We start from the raw sequence: 22,123 nt of genomic DNA, 5'->3' as shown, positions 1-22,123 counted from the left end.
GCCCGCGTAAGGGAGATTACGCAGGCTAAGGAGGTGGTTCCTGGTACAGCTAGCATTTATGGGTTATGTTTTTCAGCGGGGGGATAATACCCGTATTGAACGAAGCGGTATGTGATCCGATTCTAAGAATTATCCCAGCGTGAAAAAATCCCGTTGATTGACTATTTGCCGTGTGGATTACGGGTATTTTCACCTTCAAAATTGCGCATCAGCAGCGCAAACTCCAGCTCTACTTCTTCAGGAACCGGCAGCCAGACCACATGGCCGTCGCCAGGTGCGACCTCAATCGCCTCACCTTTTTTGTTTTCCAGATGCTCCAGGCGGAAGTTCATGTTGCCCTGCGGTGTCATCAGCTCCAGGCTGTCGCCTTTAGTGAATTTGTTTTTTACGGCGACGGCGGCCAGCGGGCCTTTACGCTCGCCGGTGAAGTCGCCTACAAACTGCTGGCGTTCGGAAATCGAATAGCCATGCTCGTAGTTCTGGTAGTCGTCGTGGGTATGTCGACGCAGGAAACCCTCGGTATAACCGCGATGCGCCAGACCTTCCAGCGTTTCCAGCAGGCTGGTGTCGAACGGTTTACCGGCGGCGGCATCGTCGATGGCTTTGCGATACACCTGCGCGGTACGAGCGCAGTAGTAATAGGACTTGGTGCGGCCTTCGATTTTCAGGGAGTGCACGCCCATCTGGGTTAAACGCTCCACGTGCGCGATGGCGCGCAGATCCTTCGAGTTCATGATGTAGGTGCCGTGCTCGTCTTCGAAGGCGGTCATGTACTCACCCGGACGTTTGGCTTCTTCGATCATAAACACGCTGTCGGTAGGCGCGCCGATACCCAGCGTTGGCTCAACGTTGGTGACCGGGATCGGCTCGTGTTTATGCACGATGTTACCGATGTCATCCTCTTTGCCTTCCTGAACGTTATATTCCCAGCGGCAGGCGTTGGTGCAGGTGCCCTGGTTCGGGTCACGCTTGTTGATATAGCCAGAGAGCAGGCAGCGGCCGGAGTAGGCCATGCACAGCGCGCCGTGAACGAAGATTTCGATCTCCATATCCGGCACCTGGGTGCGGATCTCTTCGATCTCTTCGAGAGACAGCTCGCGAGACAGAATGACGCGGGTCAGCCCCATCTGTTTCCAGAATTTCACCGTTGCCCAGTTGACGGCGTTAGCCTGCACCGAGAGGTGAATGTCCATATCAGGGAAGTTCTCCCGAACCAGCATGATTAAACCCGGGTCTGACATGATCAGCGCGTCCGGCCCCATCTCCACGACCGGCTTCAGGTCACGAATGAACGTTTTCAGCTTGGCGTTGTGCGGCGCGATGTTCACCACCACGTAGAATTTTTTGCCCAGGGCATGCGCTTCATTGATGCCGAGCTGAAGATTCTCGTGGTTGAATTCGTTGTTACGCACGCGCAGCGAATAGCGCGGCTGGCCCGCGTAGACGGCGTCGGCGCCATAGGCGAAAGCGTAACGCATATTTTGCAGCGTTCCCGCCGGGGAAAGGAGTTCCGGTTTAAACATGTTTGTTCTCGTTCTGATGACAGGTCAGATCCGCGTGCACCAGGTGCAGCGGTAAGGGGAGATCCCCCACTTTAAGGGCGGGCATTGTAGCGCTGCGGGGCGGGGAGGTAAAGCCCGGACCCCTCACCCTAACCCTCTCCCCAGGGGGGAGAGGGGACTAAAACACCCTCTCCCCCCTGGGGAGAGGGCAGGGTGAGGGGAGAATGTTGTCAGGCAATCCTGCACGCATCCGCTTCCCAGCGATACCCCACGCCGTACACCGCGCGAATAAACGACTGGTCGGCGTCCAGCGCCTCCAGCTTGCGGCGCAGGTTTTTGATGTGGCTGTCGATGGTGCGGTCGGTCACCACGCGGTAATCGTCATACAGATGGTTGAGCAGCTGTTCGCGGGAAAACACTTTTCCCGGCTCGTGGGAGAGGGTTTTCAGCAGGCGGAACTCTGCGGGGGTGAGATCCAATAGTTTGCTGCGCCAGCTCGCCTGGAAGCGGCTTTCGTCGACGATCAGCGGGCTTTGTGCATCCAGCACCTGCAATTCACGCTGCGGCTTGCAGCGGCGGAGGATGGTTTTCACGCGAGCGACCACCTCCCGCGGGCTGTAAGGCTTGCAGATGTAATCGTCAGCGCCGATTTCGAGCCCCAGCAGACGGTCGATCTCTTCGATTTTGGCCGTCACCATCACGATGGGCACATCGGAGAAACGACGAATTTCCCGGCACAGGGTCAGGCCGTCAGTACCCGGCAGCATCAGATCCAGCAGGATCAGATCCGGCGGCGTCTGGCGCACGTAGGGCAGCACCTGGTCGCCGTGGCTGATAAGCGTTGGCGCATAGCTCGCGGCACGTAAATAGTCGATCAGCAGTTGCCCAAGTTTAGGCTCGTCTTCCACGATCAAAATACGCGGTGTGTTGTCGTCAATCGGTAACTCGGTCATGCTTCCCTCGATAAATCCCGTTCCAGAGGTAACTCTACTGTAATGCTAACCCCGCCAAAAGGCGAATGGGCGGCGCGGATGGTGCCACCATGCGCCTCCACAATGTTTACGCAAATCGCCAGCCCAAGGCCGGAGCCCCCGCTGGCGCGGTTGCGTGAACCTTCGGTGCGATAGAAGCGCTCGAACAGTTTTTCCAGCTGCGCATCCTTCACGCCAGGGGCGGAGTCCGCAAAGGTCAGGGCAAAGCGCCCGTTTTCCTGCCTGCCGGAAATATGCAACCCGCCGCCGCCGTCGGTGTAGCGGAGGCTGTTCTCCAGCAGATTAATGAACAGCTGCATCAGGCGATCTCTGTCACCGAATACCACCGCGCTGTCAGGCAGCGAGAGGTTGATTTTCAGGTCACGGCTGGCGAAGCGTTCGCGGAACGCGCCGGTCACGACTTCAAGGATATTGATCACGTCGATTGGGGCTTTCTGGTAGGCCAGGGCGCCTTCATCGGACATGGAAAGCTGATGCAGATCGTCCACCAGCTTGGTCAGCGTGCCGACTTCCGCCTGTAGCGAGGCCACGGATTCGGGGGTGAACTGCCGCAAGCCGTCCTGAATCGCCTCCAGCTCACCGCGCAGCACCGCCAGTGGGGTGCGCAGCTCGTGCGAAATGTCGGCCATAAAGTCGCGGCGCATCTGCTGGTTTTTCTCCAGCGTGCTGGCGAGCTGGTTGAAGTCCTGCGCCAGCTTGCCCAGTTCATCCTGACTGCGGGTGTCCACGCGGGTCGAGAAATCACCCGCCGCCAGCTTATGCGTGCCTTCCACCAGGCGTTTAACCGGCGCCAGCAGGCCGCGCGCCAGCGGGAAGGTGGCGAGCGCCGCAAGCAGGGTAGAAAGCGCGACAATCAGCCAACTGGTCTGGCGCTGCTGGCGGTCAAAGTTGATGTCGGTGTTGCGCGTCAGCCGCTCGACCGGCGAGGCAATAACCCAGCCCACCGTGGCGCCGTTCGAGGTAATGGCGCGCTTTGTACCGTCCGGCGGTACCGGCGAGCGCGGGCCAACGAGCACGTGCATCTCCTGATCGATCACCCAGAACTGGGTGCGCCAGCCGTGCGGCGGCATGCCCGGCCCCGGGCGGTCGTCGTCATTATCGTGCTCCAGCGAGCGCAGAATTTGAAATATAAAACGATCGTTATTGCGCAGAAAACGCCAGTTACCGTGCAGGCTATACTGTTCCCCCAGCGCGTCGCTTAAGCCCTGTAAGCGCTGTTCGTTACCGTGCTTGATGTAGTCAATAAAGCCGCGCTCAAAGCTGACCCGCACCGCCCAGTGCATGGTAATCAGCAGGACGATACAGGTAGCGAAAATCGCCACAAAAAGCTTACCGGTGATCCCCGGACGCCAGAATTTCATGGTGCACTCCTTTTGCCGCGTCGGATCACAACGTTTTTGGTCGTGTCATTCGGTACTCTGGCAAAGATAAAAGCGGGCAGGGCGATAATTACCGCCATGCTGAGGTAAGTGTATAAAAAGACCTGATGCGCGACGGGGGTGTCGGCGCTGAGATGGTGCTGACCGTACATGCCGAGCAGCAATCCGGCGACCGTGACCCCCACGCTCATAGAGAGCTGCATGATCATCGACAGCAGGCTGTTACCGCTGCTCGCCAGTTCGTCCGGCAGATCTTTCAGCGTCAGGGTGTTCATCGACGAGAAGCGCATGGAGTTGATGATCCCCTGGCAGAACAGCACCAGCGGCAGGATGTAGTACCAGCCCAGCAGCGCCACGGTCATAAACAGCAGACTAACCAGCGCCAGCCCGAGCGTGGCGGCCACTAGCACCCGGCGATAGCCAAAGCGGTTTACCACCTGCACCACAATACGCTTCATCCCCATGCTGCCGAGCACCATCGGGATCATCATCAGCCCGGCATGGAACGGCGAGAAGCCCATCCCAATCTGTAAAAATACCGGCGTCATAAACGGCAACATGCCGCTGCCGATGCGTCCGGCAAAGCTGCCGAACAGACCAAGACGGTAGGTGGGATTCTTGAACAGGTTCAGGCTAAACAGCGCGTTAGCGTTGCCTCTGGCATGCCACAGATACCAGAGAATGGCGGTGACACCCAGCGCTACCAGCAGGGCGAGCGACAGGGAGGAGATCCCCAGCCCTTTTTGTCCGTCGAGCGCCAGAGTGAGCGTCGCCATGCCAGCTGCCAGCAGGATGAAGCCAAGGAAATCAAAGCGCCGGGTCTGCATTTTATAGTTCGGCATCAGCGTCAGGGTGGCAATCGCGCCGATAATACCGACCGGCAGGTTGATCAGGAAGATCCAGTGCCAGGAGGCATACTCCACCAGAATACCGCCCAGCGCCGGGCCCAGCAGCGGGCCGACCTGAGCGGGCAGGGTGACGAAGGTCATCGCCGCCATATACTGCGCGCGCGGAACAATTTTCATCACCGTTAACCGCCCGACGGGCACCATCATCGCGCCGCCGACGCCCTGTAGCACGCGCGCCATCACCAGCTGGTCGAGGGTATTGGCCTGGGCGCAAAACAGCGAGCCGGTGGTAAACAGCACAATGGCGGTGAAGAAGATGTTCCGTACGCCCACTTTATCCGCCAGCCAGCCGCTGGCGGGCAGCATCACGGCGACCGTCAGCACGTAGGCGACAATCACCATATGCATGTGCAGCGGGCTCTCCCCCAGGCTTTTCGCCATTGAGGGGAGGGCTGTGTTCACGATGGTCGTGTCCAGCGACTGCATAAAGAAGCCGAACGCGACGATCCACAATTGCCAGCGAACGTTACTGGGTAGGTCGGTCATTTACTCGGTCACCGTGGTTCTCTTTTTACGCGAAAAACGCAGCCGCAGGCGGTCAAAGAACAGATAGACTACCGGCGTGGTGTAGAGCGTCAGCAACTGGCTCATCACCAGGCCGCCAACGATCGTGATCCCCAGCGGCTGGCGCAGTTCAGAGCCGTCACCGCCGGATATGACCAGCGGCAGTGCGCCGAACAGCGCGGCCAGCGTAGTCATCATGATCGGGCGAAAACGCAGCAGACAGGCCTGGAATATCGCCTCGTCCGGCGTCAGGTTGCCGTTACGCTGGGCATCCAGGGCAAAGTCGACCATCATAATCGCGTTTTTCTTCACAATTCCTATTAATAGCATGATCCCAATGAGCGCGATGAGGCTGAATGGAGCACCGAACAGCTCCAGCGCCAGCAGCGCCCCCACGCCCGCAGAGGGAAGCGTGGAGAGAATGGTCAACGGATGCACGTAGCTTTCGTACAGCACGCCCAGCACGATGTACACCGTGGCAATGGCCGCCAGGATCAAAATGACCTGCGAGTTCATGGTGTCCTGGAACACCTGCGCCGTACCGGCAAAGCTGCCGCGCACGGAGGAGGGCACCCCAAGCTGGGTCATGGCGCGGTTAATGGCATCGCTGGCCTCAGACAGCGACGAGCCGGTTGGCAGGTTAAACGACACGGTCGAGGCGGCGGAAAGCCCCTGGTGGTTCACCGACAGCGGCGCGTTCGACGGCTGCCAGCTGGCGAAGTACGACAGCGGGATCGCCTTGCCGTCATCATTGATCACAAACATCTTGTCCAGCGCGCTGATGTCCTGGGTGTAGCGCGGATCGACTTCCATTACCACCTTGTACTGGTTCATCGGCTGATAGATGGTGGAGACTTCACGCTGCCCGAAGGCGTTGTTAAGCAGGCTGTTGGCCGCCTCCACGTTAATGCCCAGGCGGGCCATAGTTTCACGATCGTAGGTGAGCGCCATCTCCGCGCCGTTGTTCTGGCTGTCGGAGTTCACGTCCGCCAGCTGCGGCAGCGCGGCCAGCGCTTTACGGATCTTCGGCTCCCACTCGCGCAGGGCGGCTAAGTCATCCGAGAGCAGGGTGTACTGATAGCTGGCGTTAGCCTGTCGTCCGCCGACGCGGATATCCTGAACGGCCATCAAAAACAGGTTCGCCCCCGGCTCTTTGGCGAGCTTCACCCGCAAGCGGTCAATGATCTGCTGCGCCGTTTCGTGACGTTCACCGCGCGGCTTAAGGGTAATAAACATCATCCCGCTGTTAACGCGCGAGCCGCCGGTAAAGCCGGTAACGTTGTCTACGGCCGGATCTTCCCGGATGATTTTCATAAAGTCCTGAAGCTTGCCGCGCATCGCCTGGAACGAAATGCTCTGGTCTGCCTGAATACCGCCCATCAGCACGCCGGTATCCTGCTCCGGGAAGAAGGTTTTCGGGATGGTGATATACATCCAGACGTTGAGCCCGATGGTGGCGATAAGCACCAGCCCGACAATACGCGTGTGGTTCAGCACCCATTTCAGCGATTTGCCGTAGCCGGACTGCATCGCCATCAGGACGTGGCCAAAGCCTTTCCTGCGCGGCTGTGAGTGTGGTTGGCTGCGCTTTAGCATCCAGCCGCACATCATCGGCGTTAGCGTCAGCGAAATCACCAGTGAGATACCAATGGCGACGGAGAGCGTGACGGCAAATTCGCGCAGCAGTCGCCCCGGCAGGCCGCCCATCAGCAGCAGCGGCAGGAACACCGCCACCAGCGACAGGCTCATGGACAGGACCGTGAAGCCCACTTCGCGCGTCCCCTGAAGCGCCGCCTGGAGCGGCTTCATGCCCGCTTCCAGATGACGAGAGATATTCTCCAGCACCACGATGGCATCATCCACCACAAACCCGGTGGCAATCGTCAGCGCCATCAGCGACAGGTTGTTAAGGCTAAACCCGCACAGGTACATGGCGGCAAAGGTGCCTATCAGCGATACCGGGACCGCTACCGCCGGGATCAGCGTGGCGCGCCCCGAGCGCAGGAACAGGAACACCACCAGAATTACCAGCGCGACAGAGATGATCAGCGTTTGCTCTACCTCTTCAAGCGAGGCGCGGATGGTGGGGGAGCGGTCCTGCGCAATCTGGAGATCGATGGCCGCCGGAATGGTTTCCTGAAGCTCCGGCAGCCGCGCGCGGATGCTGTTCACCGTCTGAATGATGTTGGCTTCCGGCAGCTTGCGGATCATCAGCAAAATCGCCGGTTTGGCATTGGTCATCCCGGCGTTACGCACGTCCTGCACCGAATCGGTGACGCTGGCGACGTCGCTCAGGCGCACCGCCGCGCCGTTATTGTAGTGAATAATCAACGGCTGATACTCGGCGGCGGTTTTCAGCTCGTCGTTGGTCTGGATCTGCCAGCGGTGGCTGCTGTCCTCAATCGCACCCTGCGGCTTACGCACGTTGGCGTTGCTGATAGCGGATCGCACGTCGTCAAGCGACACGCCCTGATTAAACAGCGCCTGCGGATTCAGCCCCACGCGCACGGCGGGCAAGGAGCTGCCGCCGACGTCCACGTCACCCACGCCGTCAATCTGGGCGATGGTTTGCGCCAGCTGGGTGGAGGCAAAATCGTACAGCTCGCCCTGGGAGTAGGTCTCTGACGTAAGCGTCAGGATCATGATCGGCGCATCGGACGGGTTGGCCTTGCGGTAGGTTGGACGGCTCGGCATGCCGCTCGGCAGCAGGCTTTGGGCGGCGTTAATCGCGGCCTGCACGTCGCGCGCCGCACCGTTGATATCCCGGTCGAAGTTAAATTCCAGAATGATGCGCGTGCTGCCCAGCGAACTGCTGGAGGTCATCTCGTTAACCCCGGCAATCCGCCCAAGCGATCGCTCAAGCGGCGTCGCCACCGATGAGGCCATGGTTTCCGGCGATGCGCCCGGCAGCGAGGCGCTGACCATGATCACCGGGAAATCGACCTGCGGCAGCGGGGCCACCGGCAGCAGCCGGAAGCCGAGCACGCCGCACAGGGTGATAGCGACGGAGAGTAAAATCGTCGCCACCGGACGGTAAATGAAGAGGGCGAAAAACTTCACTTACGCCTCCTCTTCACGTTTCGGGAAGCGGCTTTTTGTCCACAGGGCCAGACGGTCAAACAGCAGGTAGATAACCGGCGTGGTAAACAGCGTCAGCACCTGGCTCACCAGCAGACCGCCTACCATGCCGATGCCCAGCGGACGGCGCAGTTCGGCCCCCACGCCGGTGCTCAGCATCAGCGGCAGCGCGCCCAGCAGGGCGGCGAGGGTGGTCATCAGGATCGGGCGAAAACGCAGCAGACAGGCCTGGTAAATGGCCTCGCGCGGCGCCATACCCTGCTCGCGCTCGGCGGCCAGCGCAAAGTCGATCATCATGATGGCGTTTTTCTTCACGATGCCGATAAGCAGGATGATGCCAATTATCGCAATCACGTCCAGTTCGCTCCCCGCCAGCATCAGCGCCAGCAGCGCCCCCACGCCCGCCGTCGGCAGGGTGGAGAGGATGGTGATCGGGTGGATGAAACTCTCATACAGCACGCCAAGCACGATATACATCGCCACCACCGCCGCGACAATCAGCCAGACGGTGCTGCCCAGCGCGGCCTGGAACGCCAGCGTACTGCCCTGGAACTGGGTTTGAATATCGGATGGGAAGCTGAGTTCTTTCTCCGCGCCCAGAATGGCCTCCACCGCTTCGCCCAGGGAATACCCGTCCGGCACGTTGAACGAAATGGTGGTGGACGGGAACTGATCGAGATGGTTAATCGACAGCGGGGTGTGGCGCTCTTCCACGCTGGCAATGGCGCTGAGCGGCACAATCCCGCCGTCTCTGCTGGTCAGGCGTATCGAGTCCAGCGCGGCAAGCCCGGGCGTGTTCTCGGTGTTATGTTCAAGCACCACGCGATACTGGTTGGCCTGGGTGTAAATGGTGGAGATCAGTCGCTGACCAAAGGCGTTATACAGGGCGTTATCCACGTCGGACATGGTAATGCCCAGACGGCTGGCGGTGTCGCGGTTGACGTTCACGTACGCCGCCAGCCCTTTATCCTGCCAGTCGCTGCTGACGTCAGAAACCTGCGGCAGTGCTTTCAGCTTATCCACCAGCTGCGGCACCCAGGTGCTGAGTGCATCAAGCGAGGTGGCCTGGAGCGTAAACTGGTACTGCGTGCGGCTCACCTGCGTATCAATGGTTAAATCCTGGATCGGTTGCAGATACAGCTCAATGCCCGGCACGCGCGCCACCGCGCTTTGCAGTCGCTCAATTACCGCGTTGACGCGATCGTCGCGGTCATCGAGCGGTTTAAGGTTAATTTGCAGGCGCGCGCTGTTGAGCGACGGGTTGGTGCCGTCCACGCCCACGTAGGCAGTCAGGCTTTCCACCGCCGGATCTTTCATGATGATCTCAGACACCTGCTGCTGGCGCTGCGCCATGTTGGCGAAGGAGACCGTCTGCGGCGCCTGAAGCGTGCCCTGAATAATGCCGTTGTCCTGAATCGGGAAGAAGCCTTTCGGAATGAAAATCCACAGCATCACGCTGAGCGCCAGGGTGCCGAGCGCCACGCCGAGCGTCGCCCAGGGATGATTCAGGACTTTCGCCAGCACGCGGCCGTAGGCGGCGATAATGCGCTCGAACATCCGCTCGGAGGCGCGCGAGAAGCGGTTTTGCTTGCGCAAAGATTCGTGGCTCAGCATGCGGGCGCACATCATCGGCGTCAGCGTCAGCGACACCACGGCAGAGATCAGAATGGCGACCGCCAGCGTCACGGCAAACTCGCGGAACAGCCGCCCGACGATATCGCCCATAAACAGCAGCGGGATCAGCACCGCAATCAGCGAGAAGGTGAGCGAGATGATGGTAAAGCCAATTTCTCCTGCGCCCTTCAGCGCGGCGGCTAAGGGCTTTTCACCTTTTTCGATATAGCGCGAGATGTTCTCGATGACCACGATGGCATCGTCCACCACGAACCCGGTGGCGATGGTGAGCGCCATCAGCGTCAGGTTATTAATCGAAAAGTCGAGGAACACCATCACCGCAAACGTCCCGACCAGCGAGAGCGGCACGGCGACGGCGGGAATGATGGTTGCCGGAACGTTGCGCAGGAACAGGTAGATGATCATCACCACCAGCGCAATCGCCAGCATCAGCTCGAACTGGGTGTCTGACACCGAGGCGCGAATATTCGTGGTGCGGTCAGAAAGCACTTTCACGCTCACCGATTTTGGCAGGCTTTCCACCAGCTGCGGCAGCATGGTGCGAATGCTGTCGGCGGTATCAATAATGTTCGCGCCCGGCTGGCGCTGAACGTTCATGACAATCGCCTGCTGCTTATTGGCCCACGCCCCGAGCCAGCTGTTTTCAGCGCCTTGTTCGACGGTTGCCACGTCGCCGAGGCGGATCGGCGCGCCGTTTTGATAGGCCACAATCAGCTGACGGTACTCATCGGCGGACTGCATCTGGTCGTTGGCAGAGAGCGTGACCGCACGGGTTGGGCCGTCCAGCGAGCCCTTCGCTGAGTTAACGTTGGCGCTGCTGATGGCGGTGCGAATGGTTTCGCTGGTTAACCCCAGCGCGGCAATGGCCTGGGCATTGAGCTTAACGCGAACGGCGGGGCGTTGACCGCCCGCCAGCGTCACCAGTCCCACGCCGGTCACCTGCGAAATCTTCTGCGCCACACGGGTTTCAACCATGTCTTCCACCTGCGTCATCGGCATGGCCGAGGAGGTGACGGCAAGGGTCATGATCGGTGGATCCGCCGGGTTGACCTTGCTGTAAACCGGTGGATTCGGCAGGTCAGACGGCAGCAGGTTAGTGGCAGCGTTAATCGCGGCCTGCACCTCCTGCTCGGCGACGTCCAGCGACAGCGTGAGCTGGAACTGAAGCGTGACGACCGAGGCGCCGCCGGAGCTCTGGGAGGACATCTGCTTCAGGCCAGACATCTGGCCAAACTGACGCTCCAGCGGGGCAGTGATGGCGGACGTCACCACATCCGGACTGGCGCCCGGATAGAGGGTGACAACCTGAATGGTCGGGTAGTCCACTTCCGGCAGCGCCGACACGGGCAGAAAACGGTAGCCAATGATCCCGGCCAGCAGGATCGCCACCATCAACAGGGTCGTCGCAACCGGACGTAAGATAAACAGGCGTGATGGCCCACCTGTAGAGCTCGGCGGCATCACCTGCATCAGGCTTTTGCTCCTGTATTCTGCGCTTCCACCACCTCGACCTGCGCCCCTTCGGTCAGACGGTCAATACCGTCGGTTACGACGCGGTCGCCAGCGGACAGCCCGGCACTGATCACCACCGTCTGACTGTCCTGGATCCCGGTTTTCACCAGATGTTTGCTGACCTTGTTTTCGCTGTTCAGCACCCAGACAAAGTTGCCTTCACTGCCCATTTGCAGGGCCGCCGTCGGGATCACCACGGCGTTTTCTTCTGTCGCGACCAGCATTCGCGCATTGACGAACTGATTCGGGAACAGGGCATCGTCCTGATTGTTGAAGCGTGCTTTAAGCTTGATGGTGCCGGTGGTGGTATCGATCTGGTTATCCAGGCTCAACAGCGAACCTTCGCTCAGCTTCTGCTTGTTGGTGCGATCCCAGGCTTCAACCACCAGCGCTTTTCCGGCCTTCTGCGCCTGTATCACCGTCGCAATGTCGCTTTCCGGCAGGGTAAAGACGAGATCGATAGGGTGCGTCTGGGTGATCACCACGATGCCCGTGGTGTCGCCGCTGGAGATTTGGTTGCCGATATCAACCTGTTTCAGGCCCACGCGGCCGTCAATCGGCGCGGTGATCCGGCTCCAGTCGAGCTGGAGCTGGGCGCTGGCGACCGCGGCTTCGTCGGCCTTGATGGTGCCCTGAGATTCACTGACCAGAGACTGCTGGGTATCCAGCTCCTGGCGCGACACGAGGTTGGTTTTTACCAGCTGCTGATAGCGGGCTAAATCGCGGCGGGCATTGGCGAGGGTGGCTTTGTCTTTCGCGAGCTGCCCCTGCGCCTGCGCCAGGGCCACCTTAAACTGGCTTGGGTCGATTTCCGCCAGCAGATCGCCGGCTTTCACCTGCTGGCCTTCCTGGAAGTGGATGGCCATCAGCTGACCATCCACGCGGCTACGTACCGTCACGGTGTTGGCGGCGGTGATGGTTCCCAGCCCGGAGAGATAACGAGGCACCGCTTTATTCACCGCCGTTGCCGCCTGCACCGGTGCCAGCGCCGCGCCGCGCATACCGTGGCGCCCGCCGCCCGTTGGACGTTGTGAGGGGCTATTGGCGCCAGCAGGTGCCGTGGAGTTCGCGGACTGGCTGTGCCAGTACCAGGCGGCGGCCAGGACCACCACAATCAGACCAACGGCGATTGCCCAGCGGGATTTGTTACTGCCTTTCATCGTTATACGTTCTCGTCCTGAAACACTTTCGGGGAATGATACTAGTTTAGTCAGGTAACACAGCGGAAAAATGGAGGAAATATGGAAGACTGTCAGGAATGGTCTGAGTGTGGTGCGTTGTTTCGCCGGGTGGCGGCTTCGCTTACCCGGCCTACGGTTCGAGGATCTTGTAGGCCGGGTAAGGCGAAGCCGCCACCCGGCACAACCCCATTAGCTAAACACCACCTGCGCCCAGCGGGCCAGTCCTGCCGTAACGGAGCCAAAGTCATCGCCGCCGGCAATCGGGATCCCCGGCAGCTGTTCCGCCAGCGCTTTCTTGATCAGCGGTGAACGGGCGCTACCGCCGGTCAGGTAAATCACGTCCGGTTTCTCTTTGCCATTCTCAAGCGCCAGCTGCACCTGCTCCAGAATACGCTGTAGCGGCTGAGCCAGCGCCATTTCCAGCCCTTCCTGGGTGATAGCCGTAGCCAGATCGTCACTGATAAACGGTAGCGTAACCGCATGCTCAGGACGATCGGAAAGGGCAATTTTGCTCTCTTCGGCGGTGCGCACCACCCGGTAGCTCAGACGCTGACGCCACACCTTATACAGCAGCGCGACCTTCTCTGCATCCTGCGCATCACGCACCAGATCGTTAAGGAAACGCCCATTCGCGGTGCTGTAAAAATCACTCTGGGCAGGGACGTCGTTGATGGCAATCGCATTCCACCATGGCAGGATCGGCAGGGCGATGCCTTTCTCGGTTTGACCGCCCATGCCGAGCAGCGGCATCAGGCTCTTGAATGCCAGGGCGATATCCAGATCGTTACCGCCCACGCGGCAGCCGCTGTGTCCCAGCAGGCTGTTTTCACGATCGCGACGATGATGCCACTGCGGACCCATCAGCAGTAATGAACAGTCCGTCGTACCGCCGCCGATGTCCACCACCAGCACCCGTTTCTCTTCCGTCAGCGTGGCTTCAAAATCCAGTCCCGCCGCAACCGGCTCATACTGGAACACCACGTCACGGAAGCCAGCCCGGTGCGCTGCACGCTCAAGGATCCCCTGCGCCTGCTGGTTGGCTTCGTCGCCGCCCAGCCCCTGGAAGTTGATCGGACGGCCAATCACCGCCTGGGTGATGGCATCCGGCACCTGCGACTGCGCCTGATTGCGGATGTGCAGCATCATCGCGCAGACCAGATCTTCAAACATCGCCACCTGCTGTGGCTTCAGGCCGCTGGCGCCGAGGAAGGATTTCGGCGATTTAACGAAGTAGACCTCTTCCGGGTCTTCAGTGTACTGCCCGAGGGAAGAGAGGCCGAACTGCACGCTGGAAGGGGTAACGTCGATATCTTCCTCGCGGTTAAAGCTGACCGCACGGCGCAGCAGCGCCTGGGTCTCCGCCGCCGTGGCCGGAACCTGATGATGGCGGAACAGCCACTCGCTCACCGCTTCACGCGTGGGCGCACAGAGCATTGACGGCAACAGCGTACTGCCGTTTTCCATTTTCAGGAGCTGTGGTTGTCCGTTTTGCATTATCGCAACCGAGCAGTTTGCGGTGCCGTAGTCGAATCCAATAAACACAATAAATCCCCATGCCGATGAGAAGGGGCGAGACTTTAGCGAAATGTCTGCCAGGCGACAACAGGAATATGAAAGCAAGGCGCAACGCGATCTTTCGGTTTATGCTGAGGTAAATACAAAAGGAGAGACGATGTACACCCTGAACTGGCAACCGCCCTACGACTGGCAGTGGATGTTTGGCTTTCTTGCCGCGCGTGCGGTCACAGGGGTTGAGACCGTTACGGAGGATTACTACGAACGCAGTTTTGGCTATGTGGGGCATCAGGGCATATTTCGGGTTGTGCCAGACAGCGCAACCCATACGCTGGCGGTGTCGCTCAGCCCTGGCCTGATCCCGGTGGCGGATATTTGCCTGGATCGCATTGCCCGCCTGTTCGATCTTGATTGCGACCCGCTAAGAATTGCGCAGACCCTGGGCGACCTCGGCGCGGCGCGGCCGGGGTTACGTTTGCCGGGCGCGATGGATGCCTATGAGCAGGGCGTGCGCGCCATTCTCGGGCAACTGGTGAGCGTGGCGATGGCGGCAAAACTGGCGTCAAGAGTGGTGGCGCTGTGCGGTGAACCCATTCAGGACGCGCCGGGCTACCTCTGTTTTCCTCCGCCAGAGGTACTGGCCGCGGTGGATCCGCTGGGGTTGAAAGCCCTTGGGATGCCGCTCAAGCGTGCGGAGTCGTTGATTCATCTGGCGCAGTCGGTGGTGGACGGTGAATTCCCGCTGTTCCCGCCTGCGAACGTCGAGGCCGGGATGAAGGCGCTACAGCAGCGCCCCGGCATCGGGCGCTGGACCGCAAATTATCTGGCCTTGCGCGGCTGGCAGGCGAAGGATGTTTTCCTGCCGGATGATTATCTCATTAAACAGCGCTTTGCCGGTATGACGCCCGCGCAGATCCGTCGCTATGCTGAGCGCTGGCAGCCGTGGCGCTCGTATGCGCTGTTACATATCTGGTACACCGACGGCTGGTCGCCGTCAGTTGATGGCGAAATAGCTGGTATTCAGCAGTAGATCGAGCGGCTGCGCTTCCCCGATGGTGTCGCCGTAAATAAAGTCAATGCCGATGCCCGACAGCGTATTCATCATGATCGACTGATGGCATGGCCCGGCAATGGTTTTTATGCCCAGACGCTGGGCGTGGCCCTGAATGATGGTCACCATCATCTCATCCATCAGATTGCCGTGGACGTTGGTCACCACGTCTGCATCCAGCAGCAGATAATCAGCGGTGTTGGCGCTGAGCTGGCTGAAGACGTTCATATCGCGTCCAACCCGGGTCAGCACCACGCGACAGCCAGCCTGACGAAGCTTTTGCAGACCCTGCTGCACGTTTTCATCCGTATTGCTCAGCACATCAACGGCGATCGCCAGATGCAGCAGCCGCGCCGGCAGCGGACCTCTGGTGATCAGGTCGAGCAGCTCATCCACCAGCGTGACGCTGGCTAAACCCGCTTCTGAGAGCGGCAGCGCGACGCCCATCCCTTTGGCCGCCACCTGTGCGGCATAGGTACGGAAAAATTCGCTGAATATACGTCGGTCAAGGGCGTGCAGCAGCTCCGGCTCCGCCAGCCCGGCGCGGAAGGCATGCTCTTCCAGCACTTCCCCCTGGCTGGTCCACAACCGCAGGGAAATCAGCCAGAAGCTACTGCTCTCGGGAATGCGCGGTGAGGCGACGCTGCGGGCGATCATCAGCAGATGATTATCTTTGATCATGTGCCACTGCTCATCCAGCGACATCATGCTGCGCGTGCTGTGGATCCGCTCCTGCTGGGGTTCATAGACGGTGACCACACCGCGCCCGCTGTTTTTCGAGGCGTAACAGGCGATATCGGCCTGTGACATCACTTCCGCTGTCTGATGATTAGCGTCGTCAATCAACGTGATCCCCGCGCTGGCGCCGATGCGGTGCAGGCGTCCTTCCCAGGAAAAATGATAGTTGTTGATGGCGTCGATCAACCGGCCCGCAATATAGCGTGCGCTTTCGACGTTGCAGTCCGGCAGCAGCAGGCCAAACTCGTCGCCGCCCAGACGCGCCAGCACGTCGCTGGAGCGCAGCATGGTCAGCATCAGCGAAGAGAGTTCGCGCAGGAGCGCGTCGCCCGCCGCGTGGCCTGCGGTATCGTTCACCGCCTTAAAACGGTCAAGATCGATAAAGACCAGCGCGTGACGCTGATGGGTCTCCTGTACCGTCTGCAACAGGCGCTTAAGATGGTTTTCAAAACTGACGCGGTTCGCCAGGTGGGTAAGGGCGTCATGGGAAGCGCTGTAGCTCAGCTGGCGCAGCATTTTGCGCGACTCGGTGACATCCTGAATCACCAGCACCGAGCCGATAGCGTGCCCCTCCAGGGTGCTGAGCGGGGTAATGCTGTAATGAATGTCGAAACTGCCGCCATTCCGGCAGTTAAGCACCACATCCTGTTCGATATCGGTACGGGACATATCGCCGCTGTGGATGTTTTCCATTAACGGGCCGTTCTCGCCGAAGGTAATGTGCAGCACCTTCAGAACGGGCTGACCCAGCGCTTCGCTTTGCGACCAGCCGCTCATCTTCTCGGCGACCGGGTTCATAAAGGTGATGTTCATGTCGATATCGGTGCACAGCACCGCTTCGCCGATGGAGTCGAGGGTGATATGCAGGCGCTCTTTTTCCTGGAACAGCGCCTCGTTCAACTGCTTCACCTCGGTCATATCCATGTTGATCCCTAACAGCCGCTCCACTTCGCCCTGTTTGTTCAGCACCCGGTTCGCCAGCGAACGAATGTGGCGAATGCCATCCTTGACGCGAATGCGAAATTCCAGCTTGAAAGGCACCCTGGCCTGGAGTGACTCACGCAGTACCTGTTCGGCGTGCGCACGATCTTCAGGCACCATGGCCGCATGCCAGAGCTGCCAGGTAGGTTTAATGTGCGGGGGGATCTCGTACAGCTCAAACATCCGTTTATCCCAGCTGATCACGTCCGGCTCGAGATCCCACTCCCAGATCCCGATGCCGCCGGCTTCGTTCGCGAGGGTGATACGCTCCATCAGACGCTTATTCACCCACTCGGTCTGTTTCAGGTCGTTGATGTCTTCAATCTGGGCAATAAAGTAGAGCGGCGTGCCGTCTGCATGGCGCACAACGGAAACGGCCAGCAGCGCCCACACCACCTCGCCGCTGCGGGTGTAGTAGCGTTTTTCGAGGCTGTAGCTGTTGATCTCCCCGTTAATCAGCTGTTGCAACTGCTCCAGGTCGGTATTTAAATCTTCCGGCCAGGTTAACTGCTGGAACGTGAGCGACTGAAGCTCAGACTGACTGTAACCGAGGAAATTGCACAGCGCCTTGTTGGCCTGAAGCCACTGGCCCTCAATGCCCACCAGCGCCATACCAATCGCGGAATATTCCATCGCATTACGAAAACGTTCTTCGCTTTCAGTAATATGTTTACGCTCGGCCCGGAAGGCATACATCACCATCGTCATAATGTTGGCGGGGAGCAGCATCATCAGAAAGGGAAGCCATGGCGCGTTGAAGGTCACCATCATGTTTGAAGGTGTCATGGAGGGCGGGTTTCGCGCCATCATCAAGGACACCATCATGATGGTGAATAAAAAAATCAGGAATGCTTCCATTCGCGGCAGGCGTACCGCGCTCCACATCAGCAAAACGATGATGCAGGTGAACGGCCACGGCAGCCAGGTGATAGCCGTCCAGCTCAGGACCAGGGTGATGACCAGGGTCACCAGCGTTTCCAGCAGCAGTCTCAGGTTGCGGTGGCGCAGCAAGTAATGCGGTTTAAACAGCAGACCTAACGGTACAAGCGCCAGCGCGCCAATGGCTTCTGAAAGTACCCAAAACAGAAAATTACGCAGCGGCTCCGCGCCTGGCACCAGAAAATGAACCAGAATGCCGCCCACCAGCGGCGGCACCAGGGCGCTGCCGAGGGCAAGGCGTATCCAGTCGTTGAGGTTTTGCAGCGGGTTATACCAGGGGAGCAGCTTACGCAGCAACACCGCACCAACACAGGCCTCAATAATATTGATTGCCGTGTAGGTTAAGTTGATTGATTCCCATGAAAAGAGCATCCACGAGGCAAAAATATTGCCAAAGGAGCAGGCGAGGGCGATGCCGGGCCACATTTTTCCCGCATGGCGGTAAAACGCCACCATCATAATGGAGGTCGGGAACCACAATGGCGCCAGCAGCGAACCGAAGCGAGTCAGCTCAAGGGAAAATAAGGTGAAGATGAACGTGACCAGACCCAGACAGACAAGCCGCAGTAAAGGATGTGGGGTAGTAACCAAAACCCGCTGGTATTGTTTATTCATTACCGCTCTATCCAGGGACGCCGTGTTGTCAGGAGCCAGCTCCGGACGCGTGAAATCATTAATTTGGTTTATGCTAGTACAAACATTTTACAATTCATATGCTGAGTGCTCAGATTTTGACTTCATAGACTTATAAAATAGTTACTCTGCGAAGAAGGGGGATGAAATGGTGGAAATCCGTGCGTAAAAATTTCGCTAAAGGCGTGAAACGGCGCTTTTCAGCCCGCCTCGCATAACCTGCGCATTCGACTGGTATCACGCCCCCGAAATCCCTATAATTGCCGCGTTTGACGCTCCGGCGTCGTCCTTCCTTACATCCAGGTTAATCAGGTCGCTAAATTTATGACTGATAAGTCTCATCAGTGCGTCATCATAGGCATTGCCGGCGCATCGGCTTCAGGTAAAAGTCTTATTGCCAGTACGCTTTATCGCGAACTGCGTGAACAAGTGGGTGATGAGCATATCGGTGTTATTCCCGAAGATAGCTATTACAAAGATCAATCCCATCTTTCGATGGAAGAGCGCGTAAAAACCAACTACGACCACCCCAGTGCGATGGATCACAGTCTGCTGTTCCAGCATCTGGAAGCGCTGAAGCGCGGCGAGGCGATTGAGCTGCCCGTCTACAGTTACGTGGAACATACCCGCACCCAGGAAACGATCCGCATTGAGCCCAAGAAGGTGATTATTCTTGAAGGGATTTTGCTGCTCACCGACGCCCGTCTGCGCGAATCAATGAACTTCTCGATTTTCGTCGATACCCCGCTGGATATCTGCCTGATGCGGCGTATTAAACGCGACGTTAACGAACGCGGTCGCTCCATGGACTCCGTGATGGCGCAGTATCAGAAAACCGTTCGCCCGATGTTCCTGCAATTTATTGAGCCTTCTAAACAATACGCCGATATTATTGTGCCTCGCGGCGGTAAAAACCGTATTGCCATTGATATCTTAAAAGCGAAAATCAGTCAGTTTTTTGAATAAGCCGTGTGAATTGTGTACCGTTCAGAGATAACCTGGTTTGCCCTGACGCCGTAAGGATTCAGGGCGCGATGCACGAAAGGAGAAAGTGCCATGCGTCTTTGTGACCGCGATATAGAAGCCTGGCTGGATGAAGGCCGCCTGTCTATCACCCCGCGTCCGCCGGTTGAGCGTATTAACGGCGTGACCGTCGATGTACGTCTGGGGAATAAGTTCCGCACCTTCAGCGGCCACACGGCACCGTTTATCGACCTCAGCGGGCCGAAAGACGAAGTCAGTGCGGCGCTGGATCGCGTCATGAGTGACGAAATCGTCATCGAAGAAGGAGAGGCGTTTTATCTCCATCCTGGCGAACTGGCGCTGGCGGTGACCTTTGAATCGGTCACGCTGCCTGCGGATCTGGTCGGCTGGCTTGACGGACGCTCTTCTCTGGCGCGTCTGGGCCTGATGGTGCACGTCACCGCGCACCGTATCGATCCGGGCTGGTCTGGCCGTATCGTGCTGGAGTTCTTTAACGCCGGTAAACTGCCGCTGGCGCTTCGCCCGGGAATGATGATCGGTGCGTTGAGCTTCGAACCGCTGACCGGCCCGGCAGACCGTCCTTATAACCGCCGTCAGGACGCAAAATATCGCGACCAGCAGGGTGCGGTTGCCAGCCGTATCGATAAAGACTGATCTGTGAGTTCACTGAGGAAGCCATGAGAAGAGTTCTGACAACGCTGATGATTTTGCTGGTGGTGCTGGTGGCTGGCCTTTCAGCGTTGGTGCTGCTGGTTAACCCGAATGACTTCCGGGCCTACATGGTGCGGCAGGTTGAAGCGCGCAGCGGGTATGAACTCAAGCTGGACGGGCCGCTGCGCTGGCACGTCTGGCCGCAGCTCAGCATTCTCTCCGGACGTATGTCGCTCACCGCGCCGGGCGCCGCGCAGCCGCTTGTTACGGCGGATAACATGCGTCTTGATGTCGCGCTCATCCCGCTCTTATCCCATCAGCTCCAGGTTGAACAGGTGATGCTGAAAGGGGCGGTGATTCAGCTTACGCCACAAACCGAAGCCGTTCGTCAGGCGAATGCTCCGGTCGCACCGCGTGAAAATACTTTGCCTGACGTTCCGTCTGACACCGGCTGGTCTTTCGATATTGGTAATCTGAAAGTCGCTGACAGCGTGCTGGTTTTCCAGCATGAGGATGACGAACAGATCACCGTCCGCAATATCAACCTCAAGATGGAGCAGGACGCCAACCATCACGCGACCATGGAGTTCTCCGGGCGGATCAACCGTAACCAGCGCGATCTCAACCTGTCGATGAATGCGAACGTGAACGCCTCTGACTACCCGCACCAGCTGACGGCGGACGTTCAGCAGGTCAACTGGCAGTTGACCGGCGCGGATTTACCCGCGAAGGGGATCGCCGGCCAGGGCACGATGCAGGCGGTGTGGCACGAAGAGCGCAAACAGCTCGAACTGAACGCGCTCAACCTCCAGGCCAACGACAGTTCCCTGAAGGGGCAGGCGAGCGTCACGCTTGATGAGAAACCCAAGTGGGTGTTGGATCTGCAATTCGACAAGCTGAACCTTGAGAACCTGCTCGCGGCCCAAACGGTGAATGCGACCGATGAGGGTGTCGCGCAGGTAGGGCAAAGCCAGGTCACGCAGTCGCGTCCGGTGATCTCCTCCAGTCTCGATCTGCCTGACTACAATGGTCTGCGCGGATTTACCGCCGACATTCTGCTGAAAGCGAACAGCGTGCGCTGGCGTGGGATTGATTTTACTGACGTCAACAGCCAGATGTTCAACCACAACGGCCTGCTGGTCATCTCTGAGCTCAGCGGAAAAATGGGGGCAGGAAATCTCTCCCTGCCGGGCACGCTGGACGTACGTAAAGACGTTGCCAGCGCCGCGTTCCAGCCGCGTCTGGAAAACGTTGAGATTGGCACCATCCTGAAAGCCTTTAATTACCCGATTTCCCTCACGGGGCAGCTGTCGCTGGCCGGGGATTTCTCCGGCACGAAGATTGATGCGGACGCCTTCCGTCGTAGCTGGAAGGGGCAGGCGCACGTTGAGCTAAAAGATTCGCGCATGGAAGGGCTGAACTTCCAGCAACTGGTGCAGCAGGCGGTAGAGCGCAGCAGCAGCGTGAAGGCGAATGAAAACTACGACAGCGCAACCCGTCTCGACAGCTTTACCAGCGAGCTTGCCCTCGACAACGGTCAGCTCTCGCTCGACGAGATGCAGGGAATCTCGTCCCTGCTGGCGCTGACCGGAAACGGCGCGCTGGATCTGGTGAAAGAGACGGTTGACACCCGCTTCAACGTCCGCGTGAAGGCCGGCTGGGAAGGGGAAGGCCAGCTTGTCGAGTTCCTGAAAGAGACGCCGATACCGCTGCGCGTGTACGGAAAATGGCAGGAACTGAATTACAGTTTGCAGGTCGATCAGATCCTGCGTAAGCACCTTCAGGATGAAGCGAAACGTCGGCTGAATGACTGGGCGGACCGCAATAAAGAGTCTCAGTCTGGTAAGGACGTGAAAAAGTTGCTCGATAAGCTCTGATGCCTGTTGTGCCGGGTGGCGGCTTCGCCTTACCCGGCCTACAAAAGCCAGACACCGTAGGCC

At 59.0% G+C, this 22,123-nt stretch carries 13 protein-coding genes; 4 read left to right on the top strand and 9 right to left on the bottom strand.

Annotated features, from left to right (window positions below):
• Positions 1 to 161: 161 nt before the first annotated feature.
• The 8 genes from yegQ to yegD form a co-directional block, all read right to left on the bottom strand.
• Positions 162 to 1,523, bottom strand: a complete 1,362-nt coding sequence (gene yegQ / locus L3069_RS14725; RefSeq protein ID WP_038416385.1) for a tRNA 5-hydroxyuridine modification protein YegQ — start codon at positions 1,521 to 1,523, stop codon at positions 162 to 164.
• A 209-nt stretch (positions 1,524 to 1,732) separates the two neighbouring features.
• Complete coding sequence (gene baeR, locus L3069_RS14720; RefSeq protein ID WP_015572364.1) at positions 1,733 to 2,455, bottom strand: two-component system response regulator BaeR; 723 nt, start codon at positions 2,453 to 2,455, stop codon at positions 1,733 to 1,735.
• Positions 2,452 to 3,855 (bottom strand): two-component system sensor histidine kinase BaeS, encoded by a 1,404-nt coding sequence (gene baeS, locus L3069_RS14715; protein ID WP_100167822.1) that lies wholly within the window; start codon positions 3,853 to 3,855, stop codon positions 2,452 to 2,454. The genes baeR and baeS overlap by 4 nt, the downstream gene beginning before the upstream one ends.
• Positions 3,852 to 5,267 (bottom strand): MFS transporter, encoded by a 1,416-nt coding sequence (locus L3069_RS14710; protein WP_063135750.1) that lies wholly within the window; start codon positions 5,265 to 5,267, stop codon positions 3,852 to 3,854. Before L3069_RS14710 ends, baeS begins: the two co-directional genes overlap by 4 nt.
• A complete protein-coding gene (gene mdtC / locus L3069_RS14705) occupies positions 5,268 to 8,345 on the bottom strand; it encodes a multidrug efflux RND transporter permease subunit MdtC (protein WP_022648648.1) in 3,078 nt (1,025 codons plus the stop codon). It lies immediately after the preceding gene.
• Entirely contained in the window at positions 8,346 to 11,468 is a 3,123-nt protein-coding gene (locus tag L3069_RS14700; RefSeq protein ID WP_063135751.1) for an MdtB/MuxB family multidrug efflux RND transporter permease subunit, read from the bottom strand. It abuts the gene before it with no gap.
• Positions 11,468 to 12,670, bottom strand: a complete 1,203-nt coding sequence (locus L3069_RS14695; RefSeq protein WP_032623941.1) for an MdtA/MuxA family multidrug efflux RND transporter periplasmic adaptor subunit — start codon at positions 12,668 to 12,670, stop codon at positions 11,468 to 11,470. Before L3069_RS14695 ends, L3069_RS14700 begins: the two co-directional genes overlap by 1 nt.
• 210 nt (positions 12,671 to 12,880) lie before the next feature.
• Positions 12,881 to 14,233 carry a molecular chaperone gene (gene yegD / locus L3069_RS14690; protein WP_236901886.1) on the bottom strand — a complete coding sequence of 451 codons (1,353 nt, stop codon included), beginning with the start codon at positions 14,231 to 14,233 and terminating at the stop codon, positions 12,881 to 12,883.
• Positions 14,234 to 14,363: 130 nt separating this feature from the next.
• Here yegD and alkA point away from each other — a divergent pair, with 130 nt between their 5' ends.
• On the top strand, positions 14,364 to 15,236 hold the full coding sequence (gene alkA / locus L3069_RS14685; protein WP_038416380.1) for a DNA-3-methyladenine glycosylase 2: 873 nt from the start codon (positions 14,364 to 14,366) through the stop codon (positions 15,234 to 15,236).
• On the opposite strand, the gene L3069_RS14680 is transcribed toward alkA, so the two are convergent.
• Entirely contained in the window at positions 15,201 to 18,530 is a 3,330-nt protein-coding gene (locus L3069_RS14680) for a diguanylate cyclase (protein WP_038416379.1), read from the bottom strand. The genes alkA and L3069_RS14680 overlap by 36 nt on opposite strands.
• 342 nt (positions 18,531 to 18,872) lie before the next feature.
• Between L3069_RS14680 and udk the strand changes: the two genes are divergently transcribed.
• From udk to asmA, 3 genes are all read left to right on the top strand, one after another.
• Positions 18,873 to 19,514 (top strand): uridine kinase, encoded by a 642-nt coding sequence (gene udk / locus L3069_RS14675; RefSeq protein ID WP_000130320.1) that lies wholly within the window; start codon positions 18,873 to 18,875, stop codon positions 19,512 to 19,514.
• A 90-nt stretch (positions 19,515 to 19,604) separates the two neighbouring features.
• Positions 19,605 to 20,186, top strand: coding sequence for a dCTP deaminase (gene dcd, locus L3069_RS14670; RefSeq protein ID WP_006811250.1), 582 nt, complete (start codon positions 19,605 to 19,607; stop codon positions 20,184 to 20,186).
• A gap of 23 nt (positions 20,187 to 20,209) precedes the next feature.
• Entirely contained in the window at positions 20,210 to 22,060 is a 1,851-nt protein-coding gene (gene asmA, locus L3069_RS14665; RefSeq protein ID WP_038416378.1) for an outer membrane assembly protein AsmA, read from the top strand.
• The last annotated feature ends 63 nt before the right edge of the window (positions 22,061 to 22,123 follow it).

It is taken from the genome of Enterobacter cloacae complex sp. ECL411 (genome assembly GCF_021869665.1).
GTDB classification, from domain to species: domain Bacteria; phylum Pseudomonadota; class Gammaproteobacteria; order Enterobacterales; family Enterobacteriaceae; genus Enterobacter; species Enterobacter intestinihominis.
This window is presented reverse-complemented; position numbering and strand designations above follow the sequence as displayed.